The sequence below is a fragment of the Acholeplasma hippikon genome, assembly GCF_900660755.1.
In the GTDB taxonomy this organism is placed as follows: Bacteria; Bacillota_I; Bacilli_A; order Acholeplasmatales; family Acholeplasmataceae; genus Acholeplasma; species Acholeplasma hippikon.
In genome coordinates, this window is sequence record NZ_LR215050.1 from 579632 (window position 1) to 605385 (window position 25754).

Below are 25754 nucleotides of genomic sequence, written 5' to 3' on the forward strand. Positions count from 1 at the left end.
CTAAGTTTCTATATTATTATATCACAAATGATGCTAATTATCTTTAAGAGTTTTTCCAATTAAGTAACTTTGGTCTGAATCACTTATTTTACTAAACCAAATAAGTAGTCGATCCAGTTCATCATCTTCAACCAAATTGATAAGCATTTCTAAGTGTTCATTAAATAATGGATGGTTTTTATCTTTAAAATAAGTCATCAATTCGTCATATTTATTAATTCTTTTTAATTCCTTCTCAAACCTGGTTAATAATTCTGGTTTTTCTAAGTACGGAAGTCTTATTTTTTTATCTGTTAAATCTAAATATATTTTATAAATATTTAACATCTCTTTTAATCTAAGATAATCAATTAATTCTTGATACTTATCATCTTTCCAAGCATATGTTTTATTTAATAGTTTAATGTGCCAAATCAAACGATTTGGTGAGTTAGATTTAATGTTTTGGTCTTTCATCACTAAAACCTTTAACTCTGTGATATCTTTTTCATTAAATTCTTTTTTCATACCGCGCTCAAACATATTCACGATATATCCTGGTATATCAATCTTACTTGGTTTTCTTTCTAAGTAAGAAGCTATATCATCTAAAACCTGGATTTTAGCTTCTTCATAAGCGCTAATAACTTCTTTAAATTCTACATCAATCTTTTTCTTTCGAATTTCTTTATCCTTAATGATATATGACATATAACTTAAGTTATCTTTTGTTATTGCCTCATTTAGGATAAATGAAAAACCATAAGAGCCATCTTCATAACTACGATTGGTTGGATGTCCTACAACGTCATTACGAATATACTTTAATTCTCTTAATTTTTCATTTTGGTTAATGTTGATGTGATATTTATATTTTGTGATGGCAATAGATAACTGATAAAGTGAGTCAATACCGACAAAAAGCCCCTGTAAAAGCCCAAAGACATCCAGTAGGATATCTGCTTTAGACTTACTGTCGCGCACCTTAAAATCCTCAATCATCATATCAATATACTTTAAAGCAGATACAGAACTTTCTGCTCTAATTCTTGCATCAAAATTTAAGTTACTAATCGCTTTTTCAAACATGTTTAATTACCTGCAATCTTGTAGAATAGTTGATCTGCTGTAATTCTCTTGTAGATTGGCCCTTCAATATACTTAATTTGCAATTCTTGAAGTTGTTCTTTTTGTTCTTTTGTCTTAACATCACGAATGACTAATGCCATTTGATGATTTTGTAACATCAGATTTAATAGTTTAATATAATCATTCCATTTACTATCATTTTTCTTGTAATCAAGATGAACTGCATTGAATGGATAGTTTAACGCAACTTCAACACTCGTTGTATCCATACCGATACCAACCTTTGCAAGTTCATCAATTAAAGTAATATGTTCTCTACTCTTTAAGTTATCTCCTTTAATCTTAAATCGTATAAACTCAAATGGAATTTCATATTTTTGGAATAACCCAAATACGTATGGGTTAAAGTTCAAGTCAGTAAATGTTTCTTTTGCAATTGGAATCGTAATTTTAACTAATTTTTGAGTTTCTTTTTCTAATGTGTTTAAAAACTCACAAACCATCTTAATGTGATATTTTTCTAGGTCAAATAAGCGATTACGTTTTTTAGCAATGGCAAGTAAATACTTTGAATCAATATCCATATTTGGTAAGACTAATTCACTTTCATATTGCCATACGACATTTCTATCAACATCAATGATTTGATTAAATGACAGTGATAACTGACTTTTATTCATCGCTTCATTTAAATAGTTAATCACTTGTTGTTCAAAAACTTCATCTTCATAAATCTTATGTTCAAAATAAATAAAGTGTTCATCTGTTCCTAAACGTTTTAAATAGTCTAATGACAATTCTAAATATCTAAATAACTTAGCTGGATTCTTTTCTTCTGTTACCACTGGATATCGAATAATTGATAGTTTCGGTTGAAACTTCTCATAATTAATTACTTGTGATTCGTAGTTTTCAACAAAACGTAAGTAATCCTTAACCATTTTCGTTACACTACGAATATCGTTATAAGGAATATATAAAAATAATTGGTATGTTGAGAAACGATAGACTTCTCCATCGGTAAAGAACTTCTTGGTTACCTGACCAAATTCTTTAAAGAATTGTATAGCAACATCATAGCCATAAATCGGTAAGATGGATTCATTAAATGATAAGAGAATAAACGAGCCTTTATCTTTAATAAGTTCCACCAAGTTTTCATTTAAGGCATTCATATTTGGTAATGAGGTTTCAAAATCTACTGTTGCTTCCATAACTAATTTGCTTCTTTCTTCATAATAATTTGTTAAATCTTCATAGGTTGAGATAATCTTAATTTCATTTTTATCTTGAATTGAAATTAAACGCTCTCTAATTTGTTTTCCTTGATATAAATAAGTAACCGCATCTGATAAATTAGGTTTACTAAATAGGCGTTCAATTAAGATTTCGTAACTCTTAACTTCATGCACTCCTAAATTTCTTAAGAATATTTCATAAGGCATGTGACTGTCTGCATTAAGCAGTTTTTGTGCTGGAATATTATAACTTGTATGTGCCTCACACATTATACGATAAGGTGTTAAGTTACTATCAAATATTTTCTTTAAAAACTGTAAATCATCACGTAAACGTTGACGTTTTTCTTCATCCACAAGCATTGTATATAAAATTGAAGAAATACCTCTTAATAAATCATAGTATTCACCAGGATCAATAACATCTATGTCAAAGTGTACCAAAAATACCCCTTGATCATAAATTGGGAAGGCAAATAAATATTTAATATCGTCTGTATATTTATTTAACGTTAAAATATTTTTATCATATTTCAGCGTTTCAATGGTACCAAAACGTTCTTCACCATCTTTAATGATTTCATAAATAACCGTATCAGCATAACTTGATTTTAAAAGTGTTTTATCATATAAACGCTCTTTTTTATAATTAAATAGTGTCTCTGTATCTGCTTTAAAGACAATTAAATCTTTTACAACTAAATACTCCTCTAATTTCATGAAAAAACTTCTTAAGGTATCTCTTAAGTTTTTTGTCTCTGATATTTGATGCGAATAACCAATTAAATCCACTAAATGATTAAAGTTTTGAAGTGTATTTGACTTTGGTTTAATCTTTAATGGGGTAAATGATTCTTCTTGTTTGGTTTCTAAAACAATTTCTTTCCCATCAACTGATTTTGTTTTCTTTTCTTTTTTCTCTTCTTTAGTGATTTGTTTTAGTTTTTTTGTAAATAAATCAATGTTATATTTATTCTTTAATTCTGTGTATAAAGTAATTAATAACGGATAAATCTTTAATTTATAATTTACTGGAGCATTTTCTAACATCACTTCATAATCTGCATCTAAAATCGTTGCACGGTGAAAATCACGTTCTATAATATAAATTCTAAGTAATGCTAAATACGCATCCATTGCGTAAAGCTGATGTCCTTTATAACTTTCAGCTAATTTCTTTAAATCATCTATTTGATTAAGTTTATATAAGGTTTCAAAATAATCTGGTATATAAGTTTGTTTTAAATCAACGCGTTTCAATTCATCAATTAAATCAATAATCTTATGTTCTTTTCCTGTATTTAAATATATTTCTAATAGTTCTTTTAAAATTTTTAATTTAATTTCTTCAGGAATAAAATCTTCTTTTAATGCTTCTAGTTCATGAACATAATCTTGATTGGTTAATTTCTTAAATTCGATTAATTTTAATTGCGCTTTATAATTTTCTAAAACTGGTAACTCTTCTTTATAAATTTGAATAAATTGGTATGCTACATCAAACTTTCTTAAAATAAGTGCAGCATCAATAATAAAGTTAATTAAATCGAGTTTATCTTTGATTACTTCTTTATTCAATCTTTCATAATAAGTTACACCTTGACGAACAACATCTTCATAACGACCTAATTCAAATTTTAGTTTAATTAAATGGGAAAAAACAGTATGAAATTCAAATACTGTTAAGGTTTTATAATTGATAAAATTTTCTATTTCAACAACTGCTTCATCACTTGCAGTATATTGAAGTAAAGTTTGAATATTTATCATGTTACTCCATTATTTCAAAATAAAATTGTTCAGCCATATTTAAATACTTTTCAGCAATCATCTTAAAGTCTAAATGAAGTTTTTCACTTAAACCAACTTCATCTTTATAAGTTGCTACAATATGCCATTGTAAAACTTGGTACATACGATAGAATTTTAATTTATTTAATTCTAAAAATGTTGGTTCTTTATCTAGATAGTAACCAAGCAGTCTAACTGAATCTTCAAAACTAATATTACCAAATGATGCAATATCATAGTATGGATCATTCATACCTGAAAACTCGAAATCTAATAGTTGAATGCCCTCTTTTGTTCTAATTAGGTTAGAACGTTGTGCATCTCCATGACAAAATACTTTTTCATTTTTTTCATACATTTCATCATACATTTTCAACCATTTTAGTTTAAGTAGGTAATACTTTTGACTTACACGATTGGTTAAGAGTTTTTCATAACTTCTTAAACGATCTTTTAATTCATAATCATGTCCACTAATTTTTGATTGATGCAACTTTTTAAGTGTAGTTGCAACATTCATATAATCAGTAATCGTAATATCTCCTGATAAGACTTCACCATCAATATATCTTGAAATTTTCGCACCTGTATCTACATCTAAAAATAATGTCTCAGAAGTGATACCTAAATCTTTTACTAAAGCTAAATGATCTTTTTCTTTTTTAGGATTAACTAAGACTTCACCTTTTTCGCCGATGATACGAATAACATATGGTTCATTTAGAACATAAACTAAATATGTATAGTTACTCATTCCACCTTTTAAACGATGATCAACTTTTATATTTTCACTACTAACTTTAAAAAAGTCTGAAGCATTTTTTAACACTTGTTCTTCAATCAGCATTGATAAAGCTCACCCTTCCTGATTCATATACTGCATATGATTTATCTTTTAGTCCACTTAATGCACCAGGATTAATAAATTCTACACCCTCAATATTTTTGTAAAACGCTTCGTGTGTATGTCCAAAGATGCAAATATCTACTTTATTTTTAAATGCTTCTACTTGTAATTTACCTAATCCATATTTAACATCTTCCATATGTCCATGGACAAGTAATATTTTTTTACCATCAAAATCAATGATTCTTGATAAGGGTAAATCTAAAAAGTAGTCATTATTACCTTTGACCGCAATCATTTTTGATTGTTCAATTGTTACCATATCTAAACCTAAGTCCCCCGTGTTTAGATGCAAGTCAAAATCAGTTTCTTTTTGTAATATTTTCTTTAAAATATCACTTCTGCCATGTATGTCTCCAGTAATTAATAATTTCATCCTTATCCTCCACAAATTTTTTTAATGCTTGATATCGATGTGAATGCGTCATCTTATAGTTTTCATCTAGACTCGCAACTACATCTTTCATACCATCTGGGATAAAGACAGGATCATATCCAAATCCATTATGTCCCTTCATTTCATTTGCAATTGTTCCATGCCATTTAGCTTCATATGTAAATACTTTTCCATCTGGAAATGCCAGGGCAATTGCACAAATAAAATATGCTTTTCTATTTTCTTTATTTTTTAATACATCTAATAACTTAACGTTATTTTCATAGTCACTTAGCCCTGCATAACGCTTTGAATAAATTCCTGGCATACCATTTAATACATCTACACATAGTCCAGAGTCATCTGCAACAACAACCTTATTTAAATGTTTTGCATAACTTATAGCCTTCTTTGTTGCATTACCAATAAATGTTAGACTATCTTCAATAACATCAATTTCCTCATTGCTTGTAATTGGTTCACAAGAAAGTTCTGTATGTTTTAAAATTTCATCTAATTCTTTTAATTTCTTCTTGTTTCCTGATGCTAAAGTAATAATCATTTTTCGGTCCTCTAAAACTCTATATCTTACTCTTTATTATAACACAGACCCACTTTTGAGATTAATCTAGTATAATGAAATTATACATATTATAAAAGGAGAGCTTCTTATGCAAGAACATATGGACGAAATTGAGGCTGAGTTCTCATCACTTCACAACCAGGACAATCGCGATGAATTAGAAGGTAAAAATAAATCAAGACATATCATTTCTATTTTTTTATATCTATGTTTTATGATTGTTCCTGCGCTAATCTTCACCGCAATTGCACCATTATTAAAAAACAGTGATTTTGTATTTAAAGATTATTCTGCTTCTCAAATCGGTGCAGAACTTGCAGCAACCGAAATTGATTCATTATATTTTGTAAATGAAAACTATTATCAAACATTCAAGAAAGAATACGAATCATTCTTAGTGAAGGTTTATCAAGATGGGGATTATGCAATTTATACAAATAGTTACGCAAGTATTTACACTGTAGAGGATTTCAGTTATGAGAATAATAAACTTATAGGTATTAAACAAGAAACCCTTGATGCCATTTTAAGTGGGGAACGTACAAAGTGGGGTAACAATAAAGATATTTTAATCGTTGTTCCTAAAGATGATGCAGCTCCAATTTATACAAATAGTGCAATATTTAATCCACTAACACTGATAGATGGTCAACGTATGGCAACAAGTGACTTCTCTAATTTATTTAGTTTTGTTTTATATATCGGATTTACACTTATTATGTACTTCGTAATGAAACCTTCATTAAAACTAGATTTACCTGGTTTCAAGAGTGAAAAACCAATTATCGCAAATCGTATTTTATCTGGTATTGTAACGATTTTTGCAATCAATATTGTAACAAATATCATTACAACCATCATTTCAACTATTGCAGCTGTTCCAAATGATATCTCTCAAAACCAATTATCAATTAATCGATCACTAAATAGTCCTTGGATGATTTTAATGGTCTTAACTGCAGTATGTCTAGCACCAATCATTGAAGAACTAGTTTTCAGAAAAGCATTCTTTGGATTAATTAAGAATCCTAAAATAGCTTTAGTTGTATCTTCTATTGTTTTTGGATTAATTCATATGACAACAGAAATTGGTGAAGGAAACTTCTTAGTTGTCTTCATTACAGGTTTAGGTTATATTGCTGGTGGCATTTCATTAGGTTTAGTTTACATGAGCAATAAAAAGAATATTTATTACCCTATTGTTGTACATGCTGCTTATAACTTAATTGGCATGTTACTCCAAATCTTTATGAGATAAAAAAAGACCTTAAGCTAAAGGTCTTAATAAATTAATACATACTGTTAATTTATATTTATTTGCATAGTCTAAGGCCGTTTGTTTTAAACGGTCTTTTTTTAATTTGTAATTTCTATCAATTAATTGTTTTAATAAATTATGATCTCTATTTAAAACTGCAATTGTTAATGCTTGTCGTTCTTTTAAATTTTGATAATCAGGTGATATATAATAACTTTCTAATAGGCTTACCATTTGGTGGTCGTGATTGAGTTGTGCAATCATACGCGGAGTTTCAAATCGGCGATTCTTAACATCCAAATATGCCTCATGATTGAGTAATGTCATCACCGTTTCTCTTGTTCCATATCTTACTGCATAAAATAGTGGTGTTTCAAATGAATCATTTAATTGATTAGGATCTAAATTTTGTTCTAAAAATTTTTCAACTAATTTTAAATTTGTTGTTTTGCATGCATAATGCAAGAAACTATTTTTAGCATCGTCTAATTCATAATAACTCATATCGCTTTGTTCCATGAGATAGTCAATTAAATGGATGTGACCTGCTAAAATCGCATAATGAATAGGCAGTTTTTGTTCGTTAGTTAATGCTTTTAAGTTAGCATTCTTTTCTACGAATAATTTAACCATTTCTAAATCACCTTTATGACAAGCAAGGTGTAAGACAGTTTCACCTTTACGATTCTTATGATCAACTTTCGCGTAACGAGCTAGTAATTTTTTAGCTAATACAAGTTTCCCTTTTCTTGCACAATCAAAAAGTGGAGTTTCTCCAGATTCATCTTCGATATTGACGTTAATATCTTGAACCAATAAATAATCTACCACATCGTGTGCACTGCCTAAAACAGCATAATGAAGGAGTGTTTTTCCTCTAGCATCTTTGATGTGTGTCGATTCAATATGTTGTTGCAATCCAGATAAATCATTATCTAAAGCAAGTTTAAATAAATCCATACTGATCCTCCTTACTTCCTATTCTCATTATACCTTAATTTCATAAAAAAAATCCTAAGGATTTACCTTAGGATGTTATTTTACAAATTATTTAACTGCGTCTTTTAATAACTTACCAGCTTTGAAAGCAGGTGTTTTTTGTGCAGGAACTACGATTTCTTCTCCTGTACGAGGATTTTTCCCCTTACGAGCGACACGATTACGAACTTCAAATGTACCAAATCCTGTTACAACTACTTTTTCTTTTCTCTCAGCAAGCGTTTCAGTTACAACTTCTGCAAATGCGTTAATAATCGCTTCAGCTTGAACTTGTGTTGAACCAGCTTTGTCAGCTACTAGAGCAATTAATTCTGTCTTGTTCATAGTACTTTCTCCTCCCTTTATTTCTTGATTATAACATATCAAATATTTTTATACAATGAATTAAGTAATTATCCAATCATTTCTGGTTTTAATTCTCTTGTTAAAAGCCCTGAAATTGCATCACTAACGCTCAAATTATTAAAGATTACATCATAAGCAATTTCAATGATTGGAAGTTCAATTCCTGTCTTAATTGTTAAATCTTTAGCTGCTTGAATGGCTCTAACACCTTCAACAACCATTTTTGATTCATTTAAAACTTGTTCAACTGGAATTCCTTGGCCAATTCTTAACCCTGCATTGAAGTTTCTAGAATTATGACTAGAAGCCGTAACAATTAAATCTCCAATACCAGTTAAACCGAAGGCAGTTTCTTTGTTTCCACCCATCGCAACCACTACTCTTGTAATTTCTAAAATACCGCGAGTAATTAAAGCGGCGCGTGCGTTTTCGCCTAATCCATATCCAGTCATAATACCAGATACAATGGCAATCGCATTTTTAATTGCACCACCAACTTCACAACCAATTAAGTCGTTTGAAGAATAGACACGTAAGTAATTTTGATTAGAGAATAGTACTTGAACTTCTTTGGCAAATGCTTCATTTTGACTAGCTGCAGTTAAGACTGTTAATTTTCTTAACACAACTTCTTCAGCATGGGAAGGGCCAGTTAAAGCAGCATATGCACCAAAAAATGCTTCTGAAATTTCATCATTAACAATTTCAGACACACGTTTTAATGTATCAGGTTCAATACCCTTAGAAACGTTGATAAAGTACATTTTTCTAAATGCATGTTGGTTAATTGTTTTTAATGATTCTCTGATAAACTTTGTAGGAACAGCTAATACTAAGCGATCAGAGAATTGCAATGTTTCATCTAAGTTTGTTGTTGCACGCAATCCAGGAATATCAACTTCTAAAAGTGGATGTCTTCCATTATTTAATGATTCAACAGTTTTCTCGTTAATGTCATAAACTAATGTTTCATGACCATTATCATTTAATACTTGTGCAAGTGTAGCTCCCCATGAGCCTCCACCAATAATACTAATCTTCATTAGACTCCTTCTTTCTGAATTGGAATTTAAGTGGCGTACCAGTTAAATCAAACGATGTTCTAAATTGATTTTGTAAATATCTTTCATATGAGAAATGGATATAGTGTGGATCATTAACAAATACTGTTAATGTTGGTGGCTTAATGCCTGATTGTGTTGCATAACTAAATTTAGCTTTACCTTGATTAAATACTGCTGGCGGATTCATTGCCACAGCATCTGTTAAGACGTCATTAATTAATCTTGTTGGTAATTCTTTTGTATAGTTAGCATAAGCTAATTGAATTGCTGGGAACAAAGTATGAACTCTTTGGTTTTCTTTTGCTGATAAGAATACAATTGGTGCATATGTTAAGAATTTAAATTCATCACGAATCTTTTCTTCAAATGCTTTCATTGTTTTACTATCTTTTGTAACAGCATCCCATTTATTAACAACAATAATTGCTGCTCTATTATACTCTAGTAAATAGCCTGCAACGTGACCATCTTGTTCAGTGATTCCTTCAGAACCATCTAAAACTAAAAGGGCTACATCTGCTCTTTCTAAAGCAGTTAATGCTCTTAAAACTGAATATTTATCTAAGTTTTCGTAAACTTTACCGCGTTTTTTAATACCCGCAGTATCAATTACTGTATATTTTTGTTTATCTTTTGTAAATGTGGTATCAATCGCATCGGTTGTTGTTCCACTAATTGGTGAAACGATAACACGATCTTCCCCTAAAATCGCATTTACTAATGATGATTTACCAACATTTGGTCTTCCGATAACTGCAAAAGAAATAGTTCCTTTTTCTTTTTCTTTATCTTCTTCCTTCATGTATGATAATACTTTATCAAGTAAATCTCCCATACCAATACCATGATGAGTTGATACTGGAATTGGATCTTCAAATCCTAAAGCGTAAAACTCATATGCATTGTTTAAGTGAACTAAATCATCAATCTTATTGACAGCAACAACTACTGGTTTGTTTGTTCTATATAATTGTTTAGCAATATAGTAGTCACTGTCTGTTAACCCAACTAAACCATCAACGACAAAGACAATAACATCTGCTTCGTCCATGGCAATTTCTGCTTGTTCTTTAATTTGAGTTAAAAAAGGAGCATCGCCTATTTCAATGCCCCCTGTGTCAATTAGACTAAATTTTTTAGTTAACCACTCGGCTTGGGCGTAAATACGGTCCCTTGTAACTCCTGCTACGTCATCCGTAATGGAGAATCTTTCACCTAATATTCTGTTGAATAACGATGATTTTCCTACGTTTGGACGACCTACTATCGCAACTGTAAATGGCATCCTAAAACCTTCTTTTAATTATTTTTTATTTTTTAAATCTTCGAATAAGTCACCTAATGTAACTGATTCTTGTTCTGATTCATTTCCAAGATATTTTTCGAATTCTTGTCTTTCTAAGTTTTCTAATAAACGTCTAACAGATAATTTTAATACCCAATTATCTCTGTTAAATTCAGTAACGATTGCTTTTACTACGTCACCAACTTGGTAATGATCGGCAATATTTACTTTAGGGTCGTTATGTGCTTCATTATTTGGAATGAATCCATCAACTGATTCGTAAGAAACGTTCACGCCGTCTTTTGTAACGCCTTCAACTCTTACTTCAATGATTTCACCATGACGTAATGTTAAGCCTGCCCATGGGTTATGTTCGATAGCTTTCTTAGATAAAGCGATTTTTTCTTTCTTTAAATCTTTAGAAAGAATAACAACTTCCATCTCATCACCAATCTTGATGTAAGCATCCATATTGGCTTTTGGATTCCAAGAATATTCGTTCTTATGTAATAATCCTTTAACATCTTGTGCAAGTTCAATTAATACACCAAATGGTAATTTTGAAACGACTTTACCTTTTACGGTATCACCAATTCTATGTTCAGCTAAATATGCTTCATATGGCGTTGGTTGTAGAGCTTTCATTGAAAGGTCTAAACGATTTCCTTCTTTTTTGATGACTTTAACAGTAACTTTTTGTCCTTTAGCTAATACATCTTCAATCTTATCAATTCTATGATGAGAAACTTGAGAGATTCTTAACATACCAGAGATATGATTAAACTTAATGAATGCAGCATGTGATTCAAATGAATCAACTGTACCTTCAAGCACATCGCCTGTATGAATATTTTCTAACTCAGATTGACGAGCTTGATGACGTTCTTCGTTTTGTTTTTGACGAAGTGCTTCATAGATTGGTTTTCTAGTTGCAATCATCTTTGGACGTCTCTTATCTGCTTTAAATTCTTCAATTAAAACAGTTAATTTTTTACCAATTAATTCATCTTTCTTATCTTTTAATTCAAAATCTAATAAAGTGTATGGTAAGAATAATTCAAATCCTAAATATTCTAAGATTAATCCTTTATCATTTGATGATTTTACAACAGTTTCAATTTCTTTTTTATCTTGATAGATTTTTTCAATATCATTAATTTTTTCTTCATTTAATAAAGGTAGACGTGATAAAAGAATTTGGAATGAGTCATCACCTTCTGATGCACTTGTTACTTTTGCACGAATCACATCACCAACTTTAACTACTTTAGTTAAATCAGCTGGTGCAGGATTGTCGTAGTACTCTGCATAGATTTTACCCTCAGTAGCTGCATTTTCTAAAGCTACTAAAATTTCATTTGGCTTAACTTGATAAACTTTCCCTTCAACAATTTGTCCTTTTTTAACAAAATCGAACATAATTACGCTCCTTTTGCTGAATTAATCAGCCCTATAATTTTTTCAACAACTTGATTAATATCTAAGTTGGTTGTATCTATTTCTATTGCATCATCGGCCTTCTTTAAGGGTGATTCTTTTCTTGTTGAATCCTTTTGATCTCGTATTTGAATTTCTTCTACTAATTTTTCAAATTCAACGTTATGGCCTTTTTTGATTTTTTCTAATTGTCTTCTTTTTGCTCTTTCTTCAACTTTAGCTGTTAAGAAGATTTTTAGATTTGCATTTGGAAGTACGACAGTTCCAATATCACGACCGTCCATGATGACTCTTCCGTTTTCTGCTGCTTTCTTTTGTAAGTCCACCATTTTTCTTCTAACATAAGGGAATGATGAGACTAATGAAACATTGTTGGTAACTTCTTTACTTCTAATCTCTTCTGTTACATCACGATCGTTAACTAATATTCTGTCATGCTCATATGAGATATAAATAGATTCTAAAAACTCATATGCTTTTTCATCATTGAGATCGATATTTTTTTCAATCGCTATTAAGGTAACAGCTCGATACATCGCTCCTGTATCGATATGAGTCATCTTAAGTTTATCAGCAATCAATTTAGAGATGGTCGACTTCCCGCTTCCAGCCGGTCCATCTATGGCGACTTGAAATTCTGCCATAAAACTTCCTCCACGTTAATTTTATTATACCATAGATAATATCTATGCGTGATTCAATCAAGAAATTTCTCGATATAATCTTTTCACTTCATGTGCTCTCAATGGACGATATCCACCACGTTCAACACCTTCTAATGTTAAGAAGTCATAGCGTGTTCTTGTTAAGTTTTTAACTGGGTGTTCTAACGTTTTAAATAGCGCACGAATTTCTTTATTTGTTTCATCACCAATAACAATTCTTACTAATGTTGATTGGTTTTTTTTATCAAGTTCCATTAATTGAACTTCTCTTGGTTGAATTATTTTCCCTTCAACACTGATTCCATTACGCATTTGTCTTATCTTTTCTTTGATCATAATGCCAGAAACGCGAACCATATATTCTTTTTCAATGCCTGAAACACGACGTGTTAATTTTCTTGTTAATTCACCATCATTGGTAACCAGTAATGCTCCTGCTGTATCATATTCTAATTTTGCAACAGGAAAAAGTCTAAACTGTTTATCCTCAGGTAGCATTAAATCCAAGAAATTTCTACGTTTATGTTCATCTTGGTTTGTTGATAAATAACCCGTAGGTTTATTGATTAGAAAATAAACTAATCTTTCTTTATTAATAACTTTTCCATCGACTTCAATCAAGTCACTTTGGTTAGCTTTTGTTCCAAGTTGTGTGATAACTTCACCATTAACTTTAACTTTTCCTGCTAAAATTAATTCTTCAGCTTTTCTTCTAGAACTGACGCCTGATTGAGCGATTAATTTTGATAATCTTTCCATATATTCACCTTCTTCATTATAGCATAAGCCTATGTTTTTCTAAAACATAAAACTCATAGATTTTATCAATTTCAATTTGATGTTTTTTTACGGTAAGATAAGTAAATTTGTGTAGAGAATCCATTTGGATTTAAATATTTCTCTGCTTCTACTAAATCAAACCAATAAATCTCATCAACTTCTTTTTCCGACTTATGAAATGCTTGTTTTTTAACATAAGCAACAAAACCTAATCTGAGTGTTTGCGTAGCCTCATGAAAACTTGATAAATGATATTCAATCTTATCAACCGTTAATCCTGTTTCTTCAAAAACTTCTCTCTTAATTGCTTCTTCAACACTTTCATATTTTTTCAAGTATCCTGAAATAAAAACTAAAAATGTTTTGCTAATATAATTTTGTTTTAACAAACAAACTTCATTAAATTCATTAATGACCATGATAATAGGGGTCACATTAAACATATCAAAAATTGGCTTATTGCAGGTATCGCAATAGGCCATTTTTCCTTCGTCACCAATTTCTTTTTTAATTAATTTTGAGCCACAAATTGGACAATAATTAAAAGTATTTACTGACATTTTTCTCCTATAAAATAAACAAAAAGACCATTGGTCTTTTTGTTTTAGTCTATGATTAAGCACGTGATACGTAAGTACCTTCAGTTGTGTTTACAATGATTTTTTCACCTGCTTCGATGAACATAGGAACTTTAATTAGGTAACCAGATGGTAACCAAGCATCTTTCATCGCATTTGTTTTAGAATCACCTTTTACACCAGGTACAGTTTCTTTAACTTCTAATACTAATTTTTCCGGTAAGTTAACACCAATGATTTCTTGACCGAAGAACATAATTTCAACTTCTAAACCTTCGTATAAGAAGTTTAATTCGTGTTCGATTTGTGAAGCTGGAACTTCGATTTGTTCATAAGTTTCCATATTCATAAAAGTATGCATATCGCCTGATGCATATAAGTATTGCATAGGTGTCTTGTCGATTTGAGCTCTTTCAACTTTTTCACCTGATTTGAATGTGTATTCAATTACGCCACCAGTTCTTAAATTTTTTAACTTTGTATTAATAACTGCGGCACTTCTTGCAGATTTTGAGTGTAAGAAATCTAAGATAACATAAATGTTACCATCCATTTCAATTGTTAAACCTGTTTTAAAATCACTTGTAGATATCATAATAATAACTCCTTTTTTTAAGCCGTTTATATTTTACTTTAAAAACTTGTTTTTTTCAACTAAATAATTCACTGCATCAATATAACTTTGTTCTTTTTTACCAAAAAAACTACAATTTACAACATCTTTAATGAAATTTGTTTTTCTAAAGTCCTCGCGATTATTAATATCTGATAAGTGAACTTCTACCTTTAAAAATGAATGTATTTCTAACGCATCACGTATCGCAACTGAAGTATGTGTATAAGCTGCTGCATTAATAACTAACCCATCACAATCAAGCGTTTGAATATAATCGACTAATGCACCTTCATGATTACTTTGGAAAAACGTAAATTCATGTTCTTTAAATGTGTCAACAAGTAGCTGATTAATGCTATCTAAAGTTAAAGTTCCGTAATGATCTTTATTACGTTTGCCTAGCATATTTAGATTAGGTCCATTAACAATTGCTATTTTCATTTACTTTACCTCAATTGCTTTTAAAATTCTCTCTACACATGCAGTTACTGTATCATGATTTGAAATTATGATATCTGCAAAGTCTTGATATTTTAAAAATCTTTTATCGTATAACTCTTCTAAACTTGTTTGTTTTAATAAAGGACGTTGAAATGAATTTTCTAATCTCACTTTTATGGTATCAATTGGCGTGTCTAAATATACTTTCACACCATCCATGATTGCTTTATTTTTTTTAACAGTGACAACCCCACCGCCAGTTGCAACCACGCCATGAAAATCAGTTAGTGCCATTAATGCTTCTGTTTCTTTTTCTCTAAAGACTTGTTCACCATATTGATTGATAATATCTTCAATAAACATCATATTACGTTCAGCAATAAAATCATCTAAATCAATGTAATTCACATTTAATTTTTCTGCTAATTTTTTGCCAATTGTTGATTTCCCAGACCCTGGCATACCAATTAAATAAATTCTCATTTTAATTATCCTTCAAAAATTTTATTACATCTTTTTTTACATCTTCAATTAAGTTTGTGCTTAACGCATCATAAACATGCGGTTTCATTTGATTCATAAACCATGTTTTTTGTCGTTTTGCAAAGCGCATAGATGTTTTAATAATTTCTTCTTTGGCTTCTTCTAAACTATATTCGCCAAGTAAATATTTCTTTAATTCTCGATACCCAATGATATTTAAATCATAATTCATTAAAGCTTGTGTCTCTGCTAAGAATCCTTCTTCAAACATGATATCAAGTCGTCTATAAAGTCTTTCTTTTAATATCGTTCGGTCTAAATCAAGATAGATTAAATAAATATCATAAAGTGGTACATCTTTATTCTTTTTTTCACTTCTTAAAAAACCACTTTTAATATTTCGATAAGCACTTTCTATTCTTCTTTCATTTGATAAATCAAGTGTTAGTTCTGGATCATTTTCTTGAATGAATTTTAATTTTTCTTCCAAAGAAACATCATCAAACTTCCCATCAAAACTCTCAAATTCATAATCATATAAAGCTGCTTTAATATATAAACCACTACCACCACAAATAATAGGCGTTGTAATTTCATCTATTTTTTCTCTTGCATCTTTTTGAAAGTGGTAAACCGTATAATCTTCATCCATTGATTTAATGCTTAATAAATGATGCTTTACACCATCCATTTCTTCATCTTTAATTTTTGCTGAACCAATATTTAATTCTTTAAAGATTTGAACGGCATCACCATTAATGATTTCACCTTGGATTGCTTTGGCTAATTCTATTGATAATTTCGTTTTCCCACTTGCAGTAGGTCCCATAATACATATAACTTTTTTCATACAATTCTCTTAAACATTTTCTCTACATCATAGTTTGATAATTTAATCAATACAGGTCGCCCATGTGGACACGTATATGGATTATTACACTTTCTTAAATTATCAATTAACTTATCTATTTCTTGCATAGAAAGTTGATGATTTGCCATAATAGCACCTTTACATGAAATATCTTTAGCAAGTTGATTTCTTAATTTCTTTAAATCAACATCTTGATAATCATTTAATTGTTCAATGATAGACTCAACTGCTTTTTCAATTTCTGATTCATGTAACCAAGTTGGATGTGCATAGAGTTTGTCATTTTTGATAATAAATCCAATGTTTTTAAGTAAATCTTCAAAATGATTGACTAATTCAACATCTTTAAGTGATAAAAACAGTTGATGTGGTACAAGCAATTCATAATAATCTGCTTTTAATTCGCCAACTTTATCAATATAGTACTCGTAACGAATTCGTTCTGCAGCAGCATGCTGATCAATCATGAATAAACCTGTCTCATTTTGGAAAAGTAAATAAGTACCCCTAAAGGTTCCAATATAATCAAATGAAGGAATCTTTGGTTCATTTGTTCTTACTACTTCAACTTCCTCTTTAACCTCTTCGATTAATAATTCTTCGGTAAAGTCTATGCTTTCATTTGTTAAATCTTTTTTCTCAATATAAGTTACTTCTTCTTTAGGTGTAACTTTCACTTCTTCAAATGTAAAAATATCTTGTTTTTCAACTTTAAAGATTTCTTTTTTAACTTCTTTAATCGTTTCTCTAATTGGGAGTGCCCCTTCTTCAAGAGCTTCTTTAATTTGTGGAGTTAATGCATATGCAAGCATCAATTCATTTGCAAGTTTAACTTCCATCTTTTGAGGGTGTACATTGACATCAACTAATGTTGGATCAATTGATAAATATACCAACGTAATCGGATATTTATTCGTCATTAAAAATGAATTATATCCTTCAATGACTGCTTGACTTATTGTATAGTTTTTTACATAACGACTATTTATAAAAATATTGACATCGTTTCGTTTTGTTTTAGAAAACTTTGGATCTAATAAGTAGGCATCAATTTTAATCTTACCAATTTGTGTATGTAATTCTTTCATACTTAAAGACATGTTTTTACCATAAACATATTCAACAAGCGCTTTTACTGAGCCATTCCCTAGTGTTTTCTTATATTCTTTTTGATCAATAATTAATTTAAATTGAATGTAAGGATGCGATAAAGCCAACTTTTCAAATACTTCAATAACCGCATTTTTTTCAGCGATTTCACTTCGAATATATTTGAATCTAGCTGGTGTATTGTAAAACAATTCTTTAACAATTACCTTTGTCCCTTGGTTCATCGCAATCGAACCTTCATCGACTAATTTTGAGTTTTCTACATGAATAAAATAACCATCTGAATTTTCAGTTCTTGATTGAATGGTAAGTTTAGCAACAGAAGCGATAGAAGGTAAAGCCTCCCCTCTAAAACCTAATGTTTCAATATGATTTAAGTCATCCTTTTTAAATACTTTAGATGTTGCATGTCTTAAAAAAGATAATTTTAAATCATCTAGCGTCATACCAGATCCATTATCTGTAACAATAATCGAATCTAATCCAATGTTATTTATTTCAATGGTAATCAAGGTTGCATGTGCGTCAATTGCGTTTTCTACTAATTCTTTTACAACTGATGAAGGACGTTCAACGACTTCACCGGCTGCAATCATATTGGCAAGTGACATATCCATGATTGCAATTCTATTCATAACTTAGCCTCTTATTTTTTCTTTAATAAATTTTGTAAATATTTTAGTTTAATGAGTGCATCTAGTGGTGTAAGTTGATCAATATTTACACTATCTAACTCATCAAGTAAAGTTTGTACATCATGTGGGATGACTGTATCTAGTTTTTCAGTCTCTTCGATTGAGAATAAATCAACTGTCTTAGCTTTACTTGTTTGTTCTAATTTCTTTAAAATTTGTTTTGATCGTTGAATAATCTTTTCTGGTAAATGTGCAAGTGCTGCCACTTGAATACCATAAGATTTATCCGATGCACCTTGTTCAACTTGGTGCATAAATACCATTTTATCTTTTTCTTCTTTTGCTTTAACGTGTAAATTTGTAACATTTGGTAGCTGATCTGCTAGGCGTGTTAATTCATGATAGTGCGTTGAAAACATCATTTGTGCACCTATTTCATGATGAATATATTCAATCATACCTTGAGCAAGTGCCATACCATCGTATGTTGCAGTACCTCTACCAATTTCATCAAATAAAATGAGTGAATCTTTAGTTGCCTTAGTTAATGCTTCATTTGCTTCAACCATTTCAACCATGAATGTAGATTTACCACCGGAAATATCGTCTGACGAACCGATACGGGTAAAAATGCCATCATAAATTGGAACGTTTGCTCTATTTGCTGGGACAAACATACCTGTTTGAGCCATCACAACAATTAATGCAAACATTCTCATAAATGTTGATTTACCACTCATGTTTGGACCAGTTAAAATAAATATTTCTCCAGGTTTCATTGTGATATTATTCGCAATAAATTCTACATGTTGTTCCACAACCGGGTGTCTACCTAATTCAATTTCAACTATTTTATTTGTATTTAATTTAGGTCTAACATAGTTATATTCACTAGCTACAATCGCCATTGATAAGTACGTATCAATTTGAGCGATTAATTGACTTAAGTGTAATAAACTTTCTGTATATTTTTGTGTTTCAGCTTTTACTTCTTGGAAGATTTCATATTCTAATGCCATAGATTTATCTTTTGCATGAATAAGTTTATCTTCTTGACGTTTTAACTCCTCAGTAATATAGCGTTCTCCTGTAGATAAGGTTTGCTTTCTAATATATCCAAACTCATCTTTAATTAAATTCATATTACCTTTAGATACTTCAATAAAGTAACCAAAAACACGGTTGTATCCAACCTTAAGGTTTTTAATACCTGTTTTTTCTCTTTCTTTTTCTAAGAATTCTTCTAACCATGCCTCACCATGAGTGGCAATGTTTTTTAACTCATCTAACTCTTGATTATAGCCTTCTTTAATCATGCCACCTTCTTTAATTAATAATGGTGGTTCATTTACGATTGCTTCATCAAGTAAATGATATAAGTTTTCATGTGTTAAAATGCGTTCATTTAACTCATCAATTAATGGATTTTGATACATTGCTAAAACTTCTTTTAATCTAGGAATTTTAGCAAGTGTTAATTTTAACTGCACTAAGTCACGTGCATTTGTATTATTGGATGCAATACGTCCAACAATACGGTTAATATCATAGATATTATCTAATGCATTTTCTAGTTCAGTTCTTGGATCATAATCACTAAAGGCATCCACATAATCATATCTTTTTTCAAGTAATTGTTTATCTTTTAACGGATGTGTTAAATAATAGCGTAATAAACGTGAACCCATTGCGGTCTTCGTTTTATCAACCCAGTAAACCAATGTTGATTTCACTTGACCCGTTAGACTTTCTGTTAATTCTAAATGTTCTAATACATGGCTATCTAAGTGCATGTATGTCTTTACTTCTCTAAATTCAAATGGTAAGAGGTGTCTTAATTCCTGCTTGCTTTCATTGAATAAGTAGTTCACCAATAGACTTGCTGCTTGTTTAGTCGTTTTTGAATCTAAATTTTTTAGAATTGCTTGATGATAGATTTCATCATCTTGATAAATTGAAATAACGATATTTAAATCTTTTAAATAACTGATGAGTTTCTCATCCGCTTTATTTTTCAAAATAATTTCTTTAATTGTTAAGTTTTTAATTTCATCAAGTAAGCCTTGTTTAGTTAAACCATCTAACAAGAATGTGTCGCCTGTAGAAATATCTGCATAAGATAAAATATAACCATACTCAGCTAATGTGATTGCACCAATAAAATTGAATTCATTTGAAGGTAAAATACCATCGTCAATAATCATCCCTGGTGTAATAACTTTAATAACTTCACGCTCAACTAAACCTTTACCTGGTTCAGTGATTTGTTCTGCAATCGCAATTTTAAAACCTTTTGAAACTAATTTTTGAATATATACTTTTGCTGCATGATAAGGTACTCCACACATTGGAACCTTATTTCCTGCATCTCTTGATGTCAATGCTATTTCTAAAACCTTAGATGCAACTAATGCATCATCGAAGAACATTTCATAGAAATCTCCTAATCGAAAAAAGACTATCGCGTCAGCGTAGTCTTCTTTAAGGCGAATATACTGTTGCATCATTGGAGTATATTTATTAATATCTTCCATAATGCCTCCTTTAAAAACATAATGTTATGATTTGAAGTGTGATTTACCAAAAAGTTTGATAATGATATTATCTCTTAACCATGGACCAAAGTTCATGACCTCAATATTTTCATATCCGTAAGTGAAATCTAATCTCCAAATTAAGAATAAGATTAATAGTACTGCAAACACAATTGCTAGAATCACAAAGAAGATCATGAAGATTGCTCTACCAGCTTTCTTACCAGATTCACCTTTTTGTTTTTTACCACCTAGGTTTGTACCTAAATTATTGATTGCTTCAACAATTCGACCTACACCATCTTGTGGATGTGGTTTGTAAATTGGTTGTGCTTTTCTAAATGAACCAATTAACATCAGTAAACCTGTGATACCAAATCCTGTTGCTAACTCAATAATACCAAAGAAAATTGCACTAGCGCGTTTTAATTTCACTTTAAATAGGCGAATTGCAAGGATTAGGTTCATTAAGAACAGGAATGCGCCTCCACCTACTAAGTACCAAACATTAATTTGAGTTAAATCATAGAATGGGATGTAACCATTAATAAAGTCTAGTTGTGAGAAGTTTTCAATTGGTAAAACTACAACTGCAAATGCTAACCAAATGATTGATGATAGTAATGCGAATAACCCAGCAAGTTTGCTTAAACCTTTAGCCATCTTAAATTGTTTGCCAACTTTAATTGGTGCAAATGGCGCTTCAGCAACTACTTCACCTTTTTTATTTTTCTTTACTTCAACTGGTGTTTGAACCGGAACGCCTAATGCTTCACCAATTTGTTGCACTACAACTGGTTGTTGTGATGCTTGAGTTGGTTGAATATTTACTGGGAAGTCTTCTTCTTCCTTTAAAAGTTCCTTAATTATTTGTGCATTATCAACTTGAACCGGTTTTGTTGGTTCATCAATTGATACAACTGGATTAATATTTACAACAAACTCTTTCTTTTCAAAAGCTACTGCTAGTTGTTCAAACGCTTTCGCTAATCTTTCGAACTCCGGTTTGTAGTCGACTGATTCACGATATACTTCTTTAACAACTTCTTTTTCAATAACTTCTTGTTTTATTTCTTCTTTAACTTCTTCTTTAGTCTCTTCTTTAACTTCTTCCATCTTTTCTTCCTGTACCGTTTCTTCTAAGTTGCTTGTCACTTCAGAAGTAAATGATTCTTCAACTTCATCAACTTGTTTCTCATAAACTGCTGATGAGGCTGGAACAAAGTAAGCTTCTTTTGTTTCTTTAGCATTTGATAAGATGTATTCAATAATTTCTTCTTTTTTAAGTTCTGTTGAAACTTTAATATCGTTATCTTTAGCATAACGTTCTAATAATAGAATATTTTGGCCTGATAACTTATCTTCTAATTCTCTAGTTAATTGTCCTCGTTCACGTAATTTAACTAAGATGATGTCTAATACTTCTTGCTTTTTCAAACGTTTTGGAATTGGTGCATCAAATTTATCATCGATTGCTCTTAACTCAGTTAAAGTAGAGGCTTTATATGTAACAGGACGGAATGCATCTTGGGTAACCCCATCAATTTCCCCTTTTTCATCATATAAAACATCTTCAATTTGTTGGTTAAATTGTTTTGATTGAGGTAAAACATGCGTAGTTTCAGCTTTAGTAGCTTCTTCAAATAAATATAAAAGATCGTTTTCAGAAACGCCTTTTTCTACTAAATGACCCAATAAAACAACCCAAAACTCTTCTAAATATTTTCTAGAAAGAGATGGGCTCTTATACCATTCAAGTAAATTAACTAATTGTGAATCAGTATATCTAGAGAACCATGTTAAACGATATCCCATTTCGTCTGCTAATGATTTTCTCTCTTCAATCGTCTTTTCAACTGATTGACGTAAAACATTTTTTAATACTCCCATGCGTAATTTACGCGGAATATTTAATCCAATATCCTGTAGGTAATTAGCTAAATGATTTCCAGGTATATAAATGAGTTTGCCCACTAAGTCCCCAATTTGATATTGTTTTCCTTTAACAATTAAATGACCACCCTTGTCGAATTGAGCCATGTATTATCCCTCCACTTTTGAAAATCTTAACCTTATTATAACATGTTATAATGCATAACGATAGAAGTATGTATTGAAATTGACCAACTTTTTATGTAAACCTAGTGAAATACCTATGTTAGGCGATTTAATAGTTATAAAAAAGAAACATCATTTGGTTATGACATTTCTTCTAAATGTATTTTTTCAATTTTTCTAGTTGGTTCTAAAGTGATTAAAACTGCATTGATTTGTCTTGGTCCTTTGGCTACTTGGTTTGGGACACTTTCTGCATAAACAAATCTATTGACGATGATATCTTTATCTACTCCAATAACTCCCCACATTGGACCAGTCATGCCTATATCTGATATATATAAAGTTCCTTTAGGATACTTCATATTATCATTGGTTTGAATGTGCGTATGCGTGCCAACTACTGCATCAATTTTGCCATCTAAAAAATGAGCCATTGCAACTTTTTCAGATGTTGTTTCAGCATGAAAATCTAAAATTGAGTAGTCATAAGTTTCTTTTTCTAAAACTTCTTTTACCATTAAAAATGGATTATCATATTCTTCTGCCATAAAAGCACGACCTAGTGCATTTAAGACTAATATTTTTTTGTCATTATACTTAATGATTTTATAGCCATTACCTTTATTTGATCGATCATTAATTGGACGAATAACATTTGAACCTTCAATAAAAGTTTCTAATTCTTTATTCTTCCAGGTATGATTCCCCATGGTTAAAAGACTTATGCCTGATTTCATCAGTTCTTTATAAATCTTTAATGTAATACCTCTTCCCTCTTTAGCATTTTCGGCATTGGCAATGATTAAATTTGGTTGGTAGGTTTGTCTGAGATAACTTATATTTTCTAATAAATAATTGACCCCAGCTTCACCGTAGATATCTCCGATAAATAATATTTTCATAGTTCTATTATAAAACAAAAGAGGCAAATTGCCTCTTTCAAATTTCTAATATTATTTAGCTACATCAGTTGCGCGTTTTTCACGAATAACTGTAACTTTAATTGTGCCCGGATAAGTCATAGATTCTTCAATCTTTTCCTTAATAGTACGAGCAACATTTACAATACCTAAATCATCTATCTTTTCAGGTTGAACGATAACACGTACTTCACGTCCTGCTTGAATAGCATATGATTTATCAACACCAGGAACCGCATTAGAAATTTCTTCTAATTGACTTAAGCGTTTCATATAGGTATCCATTGATTCGCTACGTGCACCAGGTCTTGCAGCTGATAAGGCATCCGCTGCTGCAACTAATACTGCGATAATTGATTGTGGTTCAACATCACCATGGTGTGATGCGATTGCATCAATAACTTCTTTAGGTTCTTTGTATCTTGAAACAATATCAACACCGATTGTAACGTGTGAACCTTCAACTTCATGATCAACGGCTTTACCGATGTCATGGAATAAACCTGCTCTTCTTGCAAGAATTTCATCTTCACCAATTTCGGCTGCTAATTTCCCTGCAAGGAAAGCAACTTCAATTGAGTGTTTTAATACGTTTTGACCATAAGACGTTCTAAAACTCATTCTACCTAATAGTTTGATTAAGTCTGGATGAACCTTACCGATTGCAGTTTTGAATACTGCTTCTTCACCGGCTTCACGAATGAACATATCAATTTCCATTCTAGCTCTTTCTACAACTTCTTCAATTCTACCTGGATGAATTCTACCATCTTGGACTAAAATCGTTAATGCACGCTTAGCTATTTCTCTTCTTACTGGATCAAAGCCTGAAAGCACGACTGCTTCCGGTGTATCATCAATAATTAAGTCAACCCCTGTGAGAGCTTCAAGTGTTCTAATATTTCTTCCTTCTTTACCAATGATTCTACCTTTCATATCCTCATTTGGAATTTCTACAACTGAAACTGTTCTTTCAGATGTTGTCTCAGAAGCATATTTTTGCATAGCTAATGCTAATAATTCTTTACTCTTTGTTTGAACAATATTCTTAGCTTTATCTTCTTCCTCACGGATATAAGTCGCTATTTCATTTGATATAGAATCTCTCACTTGAGCCATTATCAAGTCTTTAGCTTGCTCTTTTGTTAACTGAGCAATAGCAACTAACTTAGCCTCTTGTTCTTTAACTAATTCTTCCACTTTGCTATATTGATTATCAAGTTGTACTTTACGTTCATCTAATTTTTGTTCTTTTAAATCCAAGCCTTCTTCACGCTTGTCTAGATATTGAGATCTATTATTTAAAGTAATCTCTCTTTGAGATACTTTTTCTTCAAGGTTTAAAACGACTTGACGTCTTTCACGAACATCATTATCAAATTCTTTACGTAACGCTAAAATCTCTTGTTTTGCTTCAAAAACATGCTCTCTTTTTGTTTTTTCAGCTTCTTTTTTTCCGTCTTCGATAATACGATTAGCCTCTTCACGAGAACGAGCTAAACTCTTCTCATGATGTGCTACACGTAGGAAATAACCTACGACGCCACCAACACCTATTCCTAGGACGATTAGCAAAATGAAGGTAATTAGTTCCGATGTTCCGACTGAGAACAATGTGTTAAACATAATTTCTACCTCCATATTTAATTTTATTACATATGTTATATAACTTTCTACAATTTATATGTGCAGTAAGTACACAATTCATTATA

The 25754-nt window shown here is 30.7% G+C and carries 23 protein-coding genes; 1 reads left to right on the top strand and 22 read right to left on the bottom strand.

Annotated elements, in window-relative coordinates:
• Positions 1–33: 33 nt before the first annotated feature.
• From EXC59_RS02830 to rdgB, 5 genes are read right to left on the bottom strand one after another with little or no spacing between them, the layout of a single operon-like run.
• Positions 34–1068, bottom strand: a complete 1035-nt coding sequence (locus tag EXC59_RS02830; protein WP_035369350.1) for a hypothetical protein — start codon at positions 1066–1068, stop codon at positions 34–36.
• 2 nt (positions 1069–1070) lie between these two features.
• Positions 1071–4076, bottom strand: coding sequence for an EAL domain-containing protein (locus tag EXC59_RS02835; RefSeq protein WP_035369349.1), 3006 nt, complete (start codon positions 4074–4076; stop codon positions 1071–1073).
• Position 4077: 1 nt separating this feature from the next.
• Positions 4078–4944 carry a phosphotransferase gene (locus tag EXC59_RS02840; RefSeq protein ID WP_035369348.1) on the bottom strand — a complete coding sequence of 289 codons (867 nt, stop codon included), beginning with the start codon at positions 4942–4944 and terminating at the stop codon, positions 4078–4080.
• Complete coding sequence (locus EXC59_RS02845) at positions 4934–5380, bottom strand: metallophosphoesterase family protein (RefSeq protein WP_162164015.1); 447 nt, start codon at positions 5378–5380, stop codon at positions 4934–4936. The genes EXC59_RS02840 and EXC59_RS02845 overlap by 11 nt, the downstream gene beginning before the upstream one ends.
• Entirely contained in the window at positions 5340–5942 is a 603-nt protein-coding gene (rdgB, locus tag EXC59_RS02850) for an RdgB/HAM1 family non-canonical purine NTP pyrophosphatase (RefSeq protein WP_162164014.1), read from the bottom strand. The genes EXC59_RS02845 and rdgB overlap by 41 nt, the downstream gene beginning before the upstream one ends.
• A gap of 109 nt (positions 5943–6051) precedes the next feature.
• Here rdgB and EXC59_RS02855 point away from each other — a divergent pair, with 109 nt between their 5' ends.
• Positions 6052–7221: a CPBP family intramembrane glutamic endopeptidase gene (locus EXC59_RS02855; protein WP_035369347.1), complete on the top strand. Its 1170-nt coding sequence runs from the start codon at positions 6052–6054 to the stop codon at positions 7219–7221.
• Positions 7222–7230: 9 nt separating this feature from the next.
• On the opposite strand, the gene EXC59_RS02860 is transcribed toward EXC59_RS02855, so the two are convergent.
• The 17 genes from EXC59_RS02860 to rny all read right to left on the bottom strand — a co-directional run bounded on the left by EXC59_RS02860 (position 7231) and on the right by rny (position 25668).
• Positions 7231–8181 carry an ankyrin repeat domain-containing protein gene (locus EXC59_RS02860; protein ID WP_035369346.1) on the bottom strand — a complete coding sequence of 317 codons (951 nt, stop codon included), beginning with the start codon at positions 8179–8181 and terminating at the stop codon, positions 7231–7233.
• A gap of 87 nt (positions 8182–8268) precedes the next feature.
• Positions 8269–8544, bottom strand: a complete 276-nt coding sequence (locus EXC59_RS02865) for an HU family DNA-binding protein (RefSeq protein ID WP_035369345.1) — start codon at positions 8542–8544, stop codon at positions 8269–8271.
• A gap of 68 nt (positions 8545–8612) precedes the next feature.
• A complete protein-coding gene (locus EXC59_RS02870) occupies positions 8613–9608 on the bottom strand; it encodes an NAD(P)H-dependent glycerol-3-phosphate dehydrogenase (RefSeq protein WP_035369343.1) in 996 nt (331 codons plus the stop codon).
• Complete coding sequence (gene der, locus EXC59_RS02875; protein WP_035369342.1) at positions 9598–10914, bottom strand: ribosome biogenesis GTPase Der; 1317 nt, start codon at positions 10912–10914, stop codon at positions 9598–9600. Before der ends, EXC59_RS02870 begins: the two co-directional genes overlap by 11 nt.
• Positions 10915–10932: 18 nt before the next feature.
• Positions 10933–12333: a S1 RNA-binding domain-containing protein gene (locus EXC59_RS02880; protein WP_035369341.1), complete on the bottom strand. Its 1401-nt coding sequence runs from the start codon at positions 12331–12333 to the stop codon at positions 10933–10935.
• 2 nt (positions 12334–12335) lie between these two features.
• Positions 12336–12995 (bottom strand): (d)CMP kinase, encoded by a 660-nt coding sequence (gene cmk / locus EXC59_RS02885; protein ID WP_035369339.1) that lies wholly within the window; start codon positions 12993–12995, stop codon positions 12336–12338.
• Positions 12996–13052: 57 nt separating this feature from the next.
• The gene (locus EXC59_RS02890; protein ID WP_162164013.1) at positions 13053–13775 is read right to left on the bottom strand and encodes a pseudouridine synthase; all 723 of its coding nucleotides are present in this window, start codon (positions 13773–13775) and stop codon (positions 13053–13055) included.
• A gap of 71 nt (positions 13776–13846) precedes the next feature.
• Positions 13847–14356 carry an NUDIX domain-containing protein gene (locus EXC59_RS02895; RefSeq protein ID WP_162164012.1) on the bottom strand — a complete coding sequence of 170 codons (510 nt, stop codon included), beginning with the start codon at positions 14354–14356 and terminating at the stop codon, positions 13847–13849.
• Between the two features lie 55 nt (positions 14357–14411).
• Positions 14412–14969: an elongation factor P gene (efp, locus tag EXC59_RS02900; RefSeq protein WP_035369334.1), complete on the bottom strand. Its 558-nt coding sequence runs from the start codon at positions 14967–14969 to the stop codon at positions 14412–14414.
• 33 nt (positions 14970–15002) lie between these two features.
• Positions 15003–15431 carry a type II 3-dehydroquinate dehydratase gene (locus EXC59_RS02905; protein WP_035369331.1) on the bottom strand — a complete coding sequence of 143 codons (429 nt, stop codon included), beginning with the start codon at positions 15429–15431 and terminating at the stop codon, positions 15003–15005.
• On the bottom strand, positions 15432–15914 hold the full coding sequence (locus EXC59_RS02910) for a shikimate kinase (protein ID WP_035369328.1): 483 nt from the start codon (positions 15912–15914) through the stop codon (positions 15432–15434).
• A gap of 1 nt (position 15915) precedes the next feature.
• Positions 15916–16764, bottom strand: coding sequence for a tRNA (adenosine(37)-N6)-dimethylallyltransferase MiaA (gene miaA, locus EXC59_RS02915; RefSeq protein ID WP_035369325.1), 849 nt, complete (start codon positions 16762–16764; stop codon positions 15916–15918).
• Positions 16761–18530: a DNA mismatch repair endonuclease MutL gene (mutL, locus tag EXC59_RS02920; protein WP_035369455.1), complete on the bottom strand. Its 1770-nt coding sequence runs from the start codon at positions 18528–18530 to the stop codon at positions 16761–16763. The genes miaA and mutL overlap by 4 nt, the downstream gene beginning before the upstream one ends.
• Before the next feature lie 11 nt (positions 18531–18541).
• Positions 18542–21064, bottom strand: a complete 2523-nt coding sequence (gene mutS, locus EXC59_RS02925) for a DNA mismatch repair protein MutS (protein ID WP_035369323.1) — start codon at positions 21062–21064, stop codon at positions 18542–18544.
• A 24-nt stretch (positions 21065–21088) separates the two neighbouring features.
• Positions 21089–23104, bottom strand: a complete 2016-nt coding sequence (locus EXC59_RS02930) for an ABC-2 family transporter permease (RefSeq protein ID WP_035369321.1) — start codon at positions 23102–23104, stop codon at positions 21089–21091.
• A 158-nt stretch (positions 23105–23262) separates the two neighbouring features.
• The gene (locus EXC59_RS02935; RefSeq protein ID WP_035369319.1) at positions 23263–24024 is read right to left on the bottom strand and encodes a TIGR00282 family metallophosphoesterase; all 762 of its coding nucleotides are present in this window, start codon (positions 24022–24024) and stop codon (positions 23263–23265) included.
• Between the two features lie 51 nt (positions 24025–24075).
• On the bottom strand, positions 24076–25668 hold the full coding sequence (gene rny / locus EXC59_RS02940) for a ribonuclease Y (protein WP_051659022.1): 1593 nt from the start codon (positions 25666–25668) through the stop codon (positions 24076–24078).
• Positions 25669–25754: the final 86 nt, after the last annotated feature.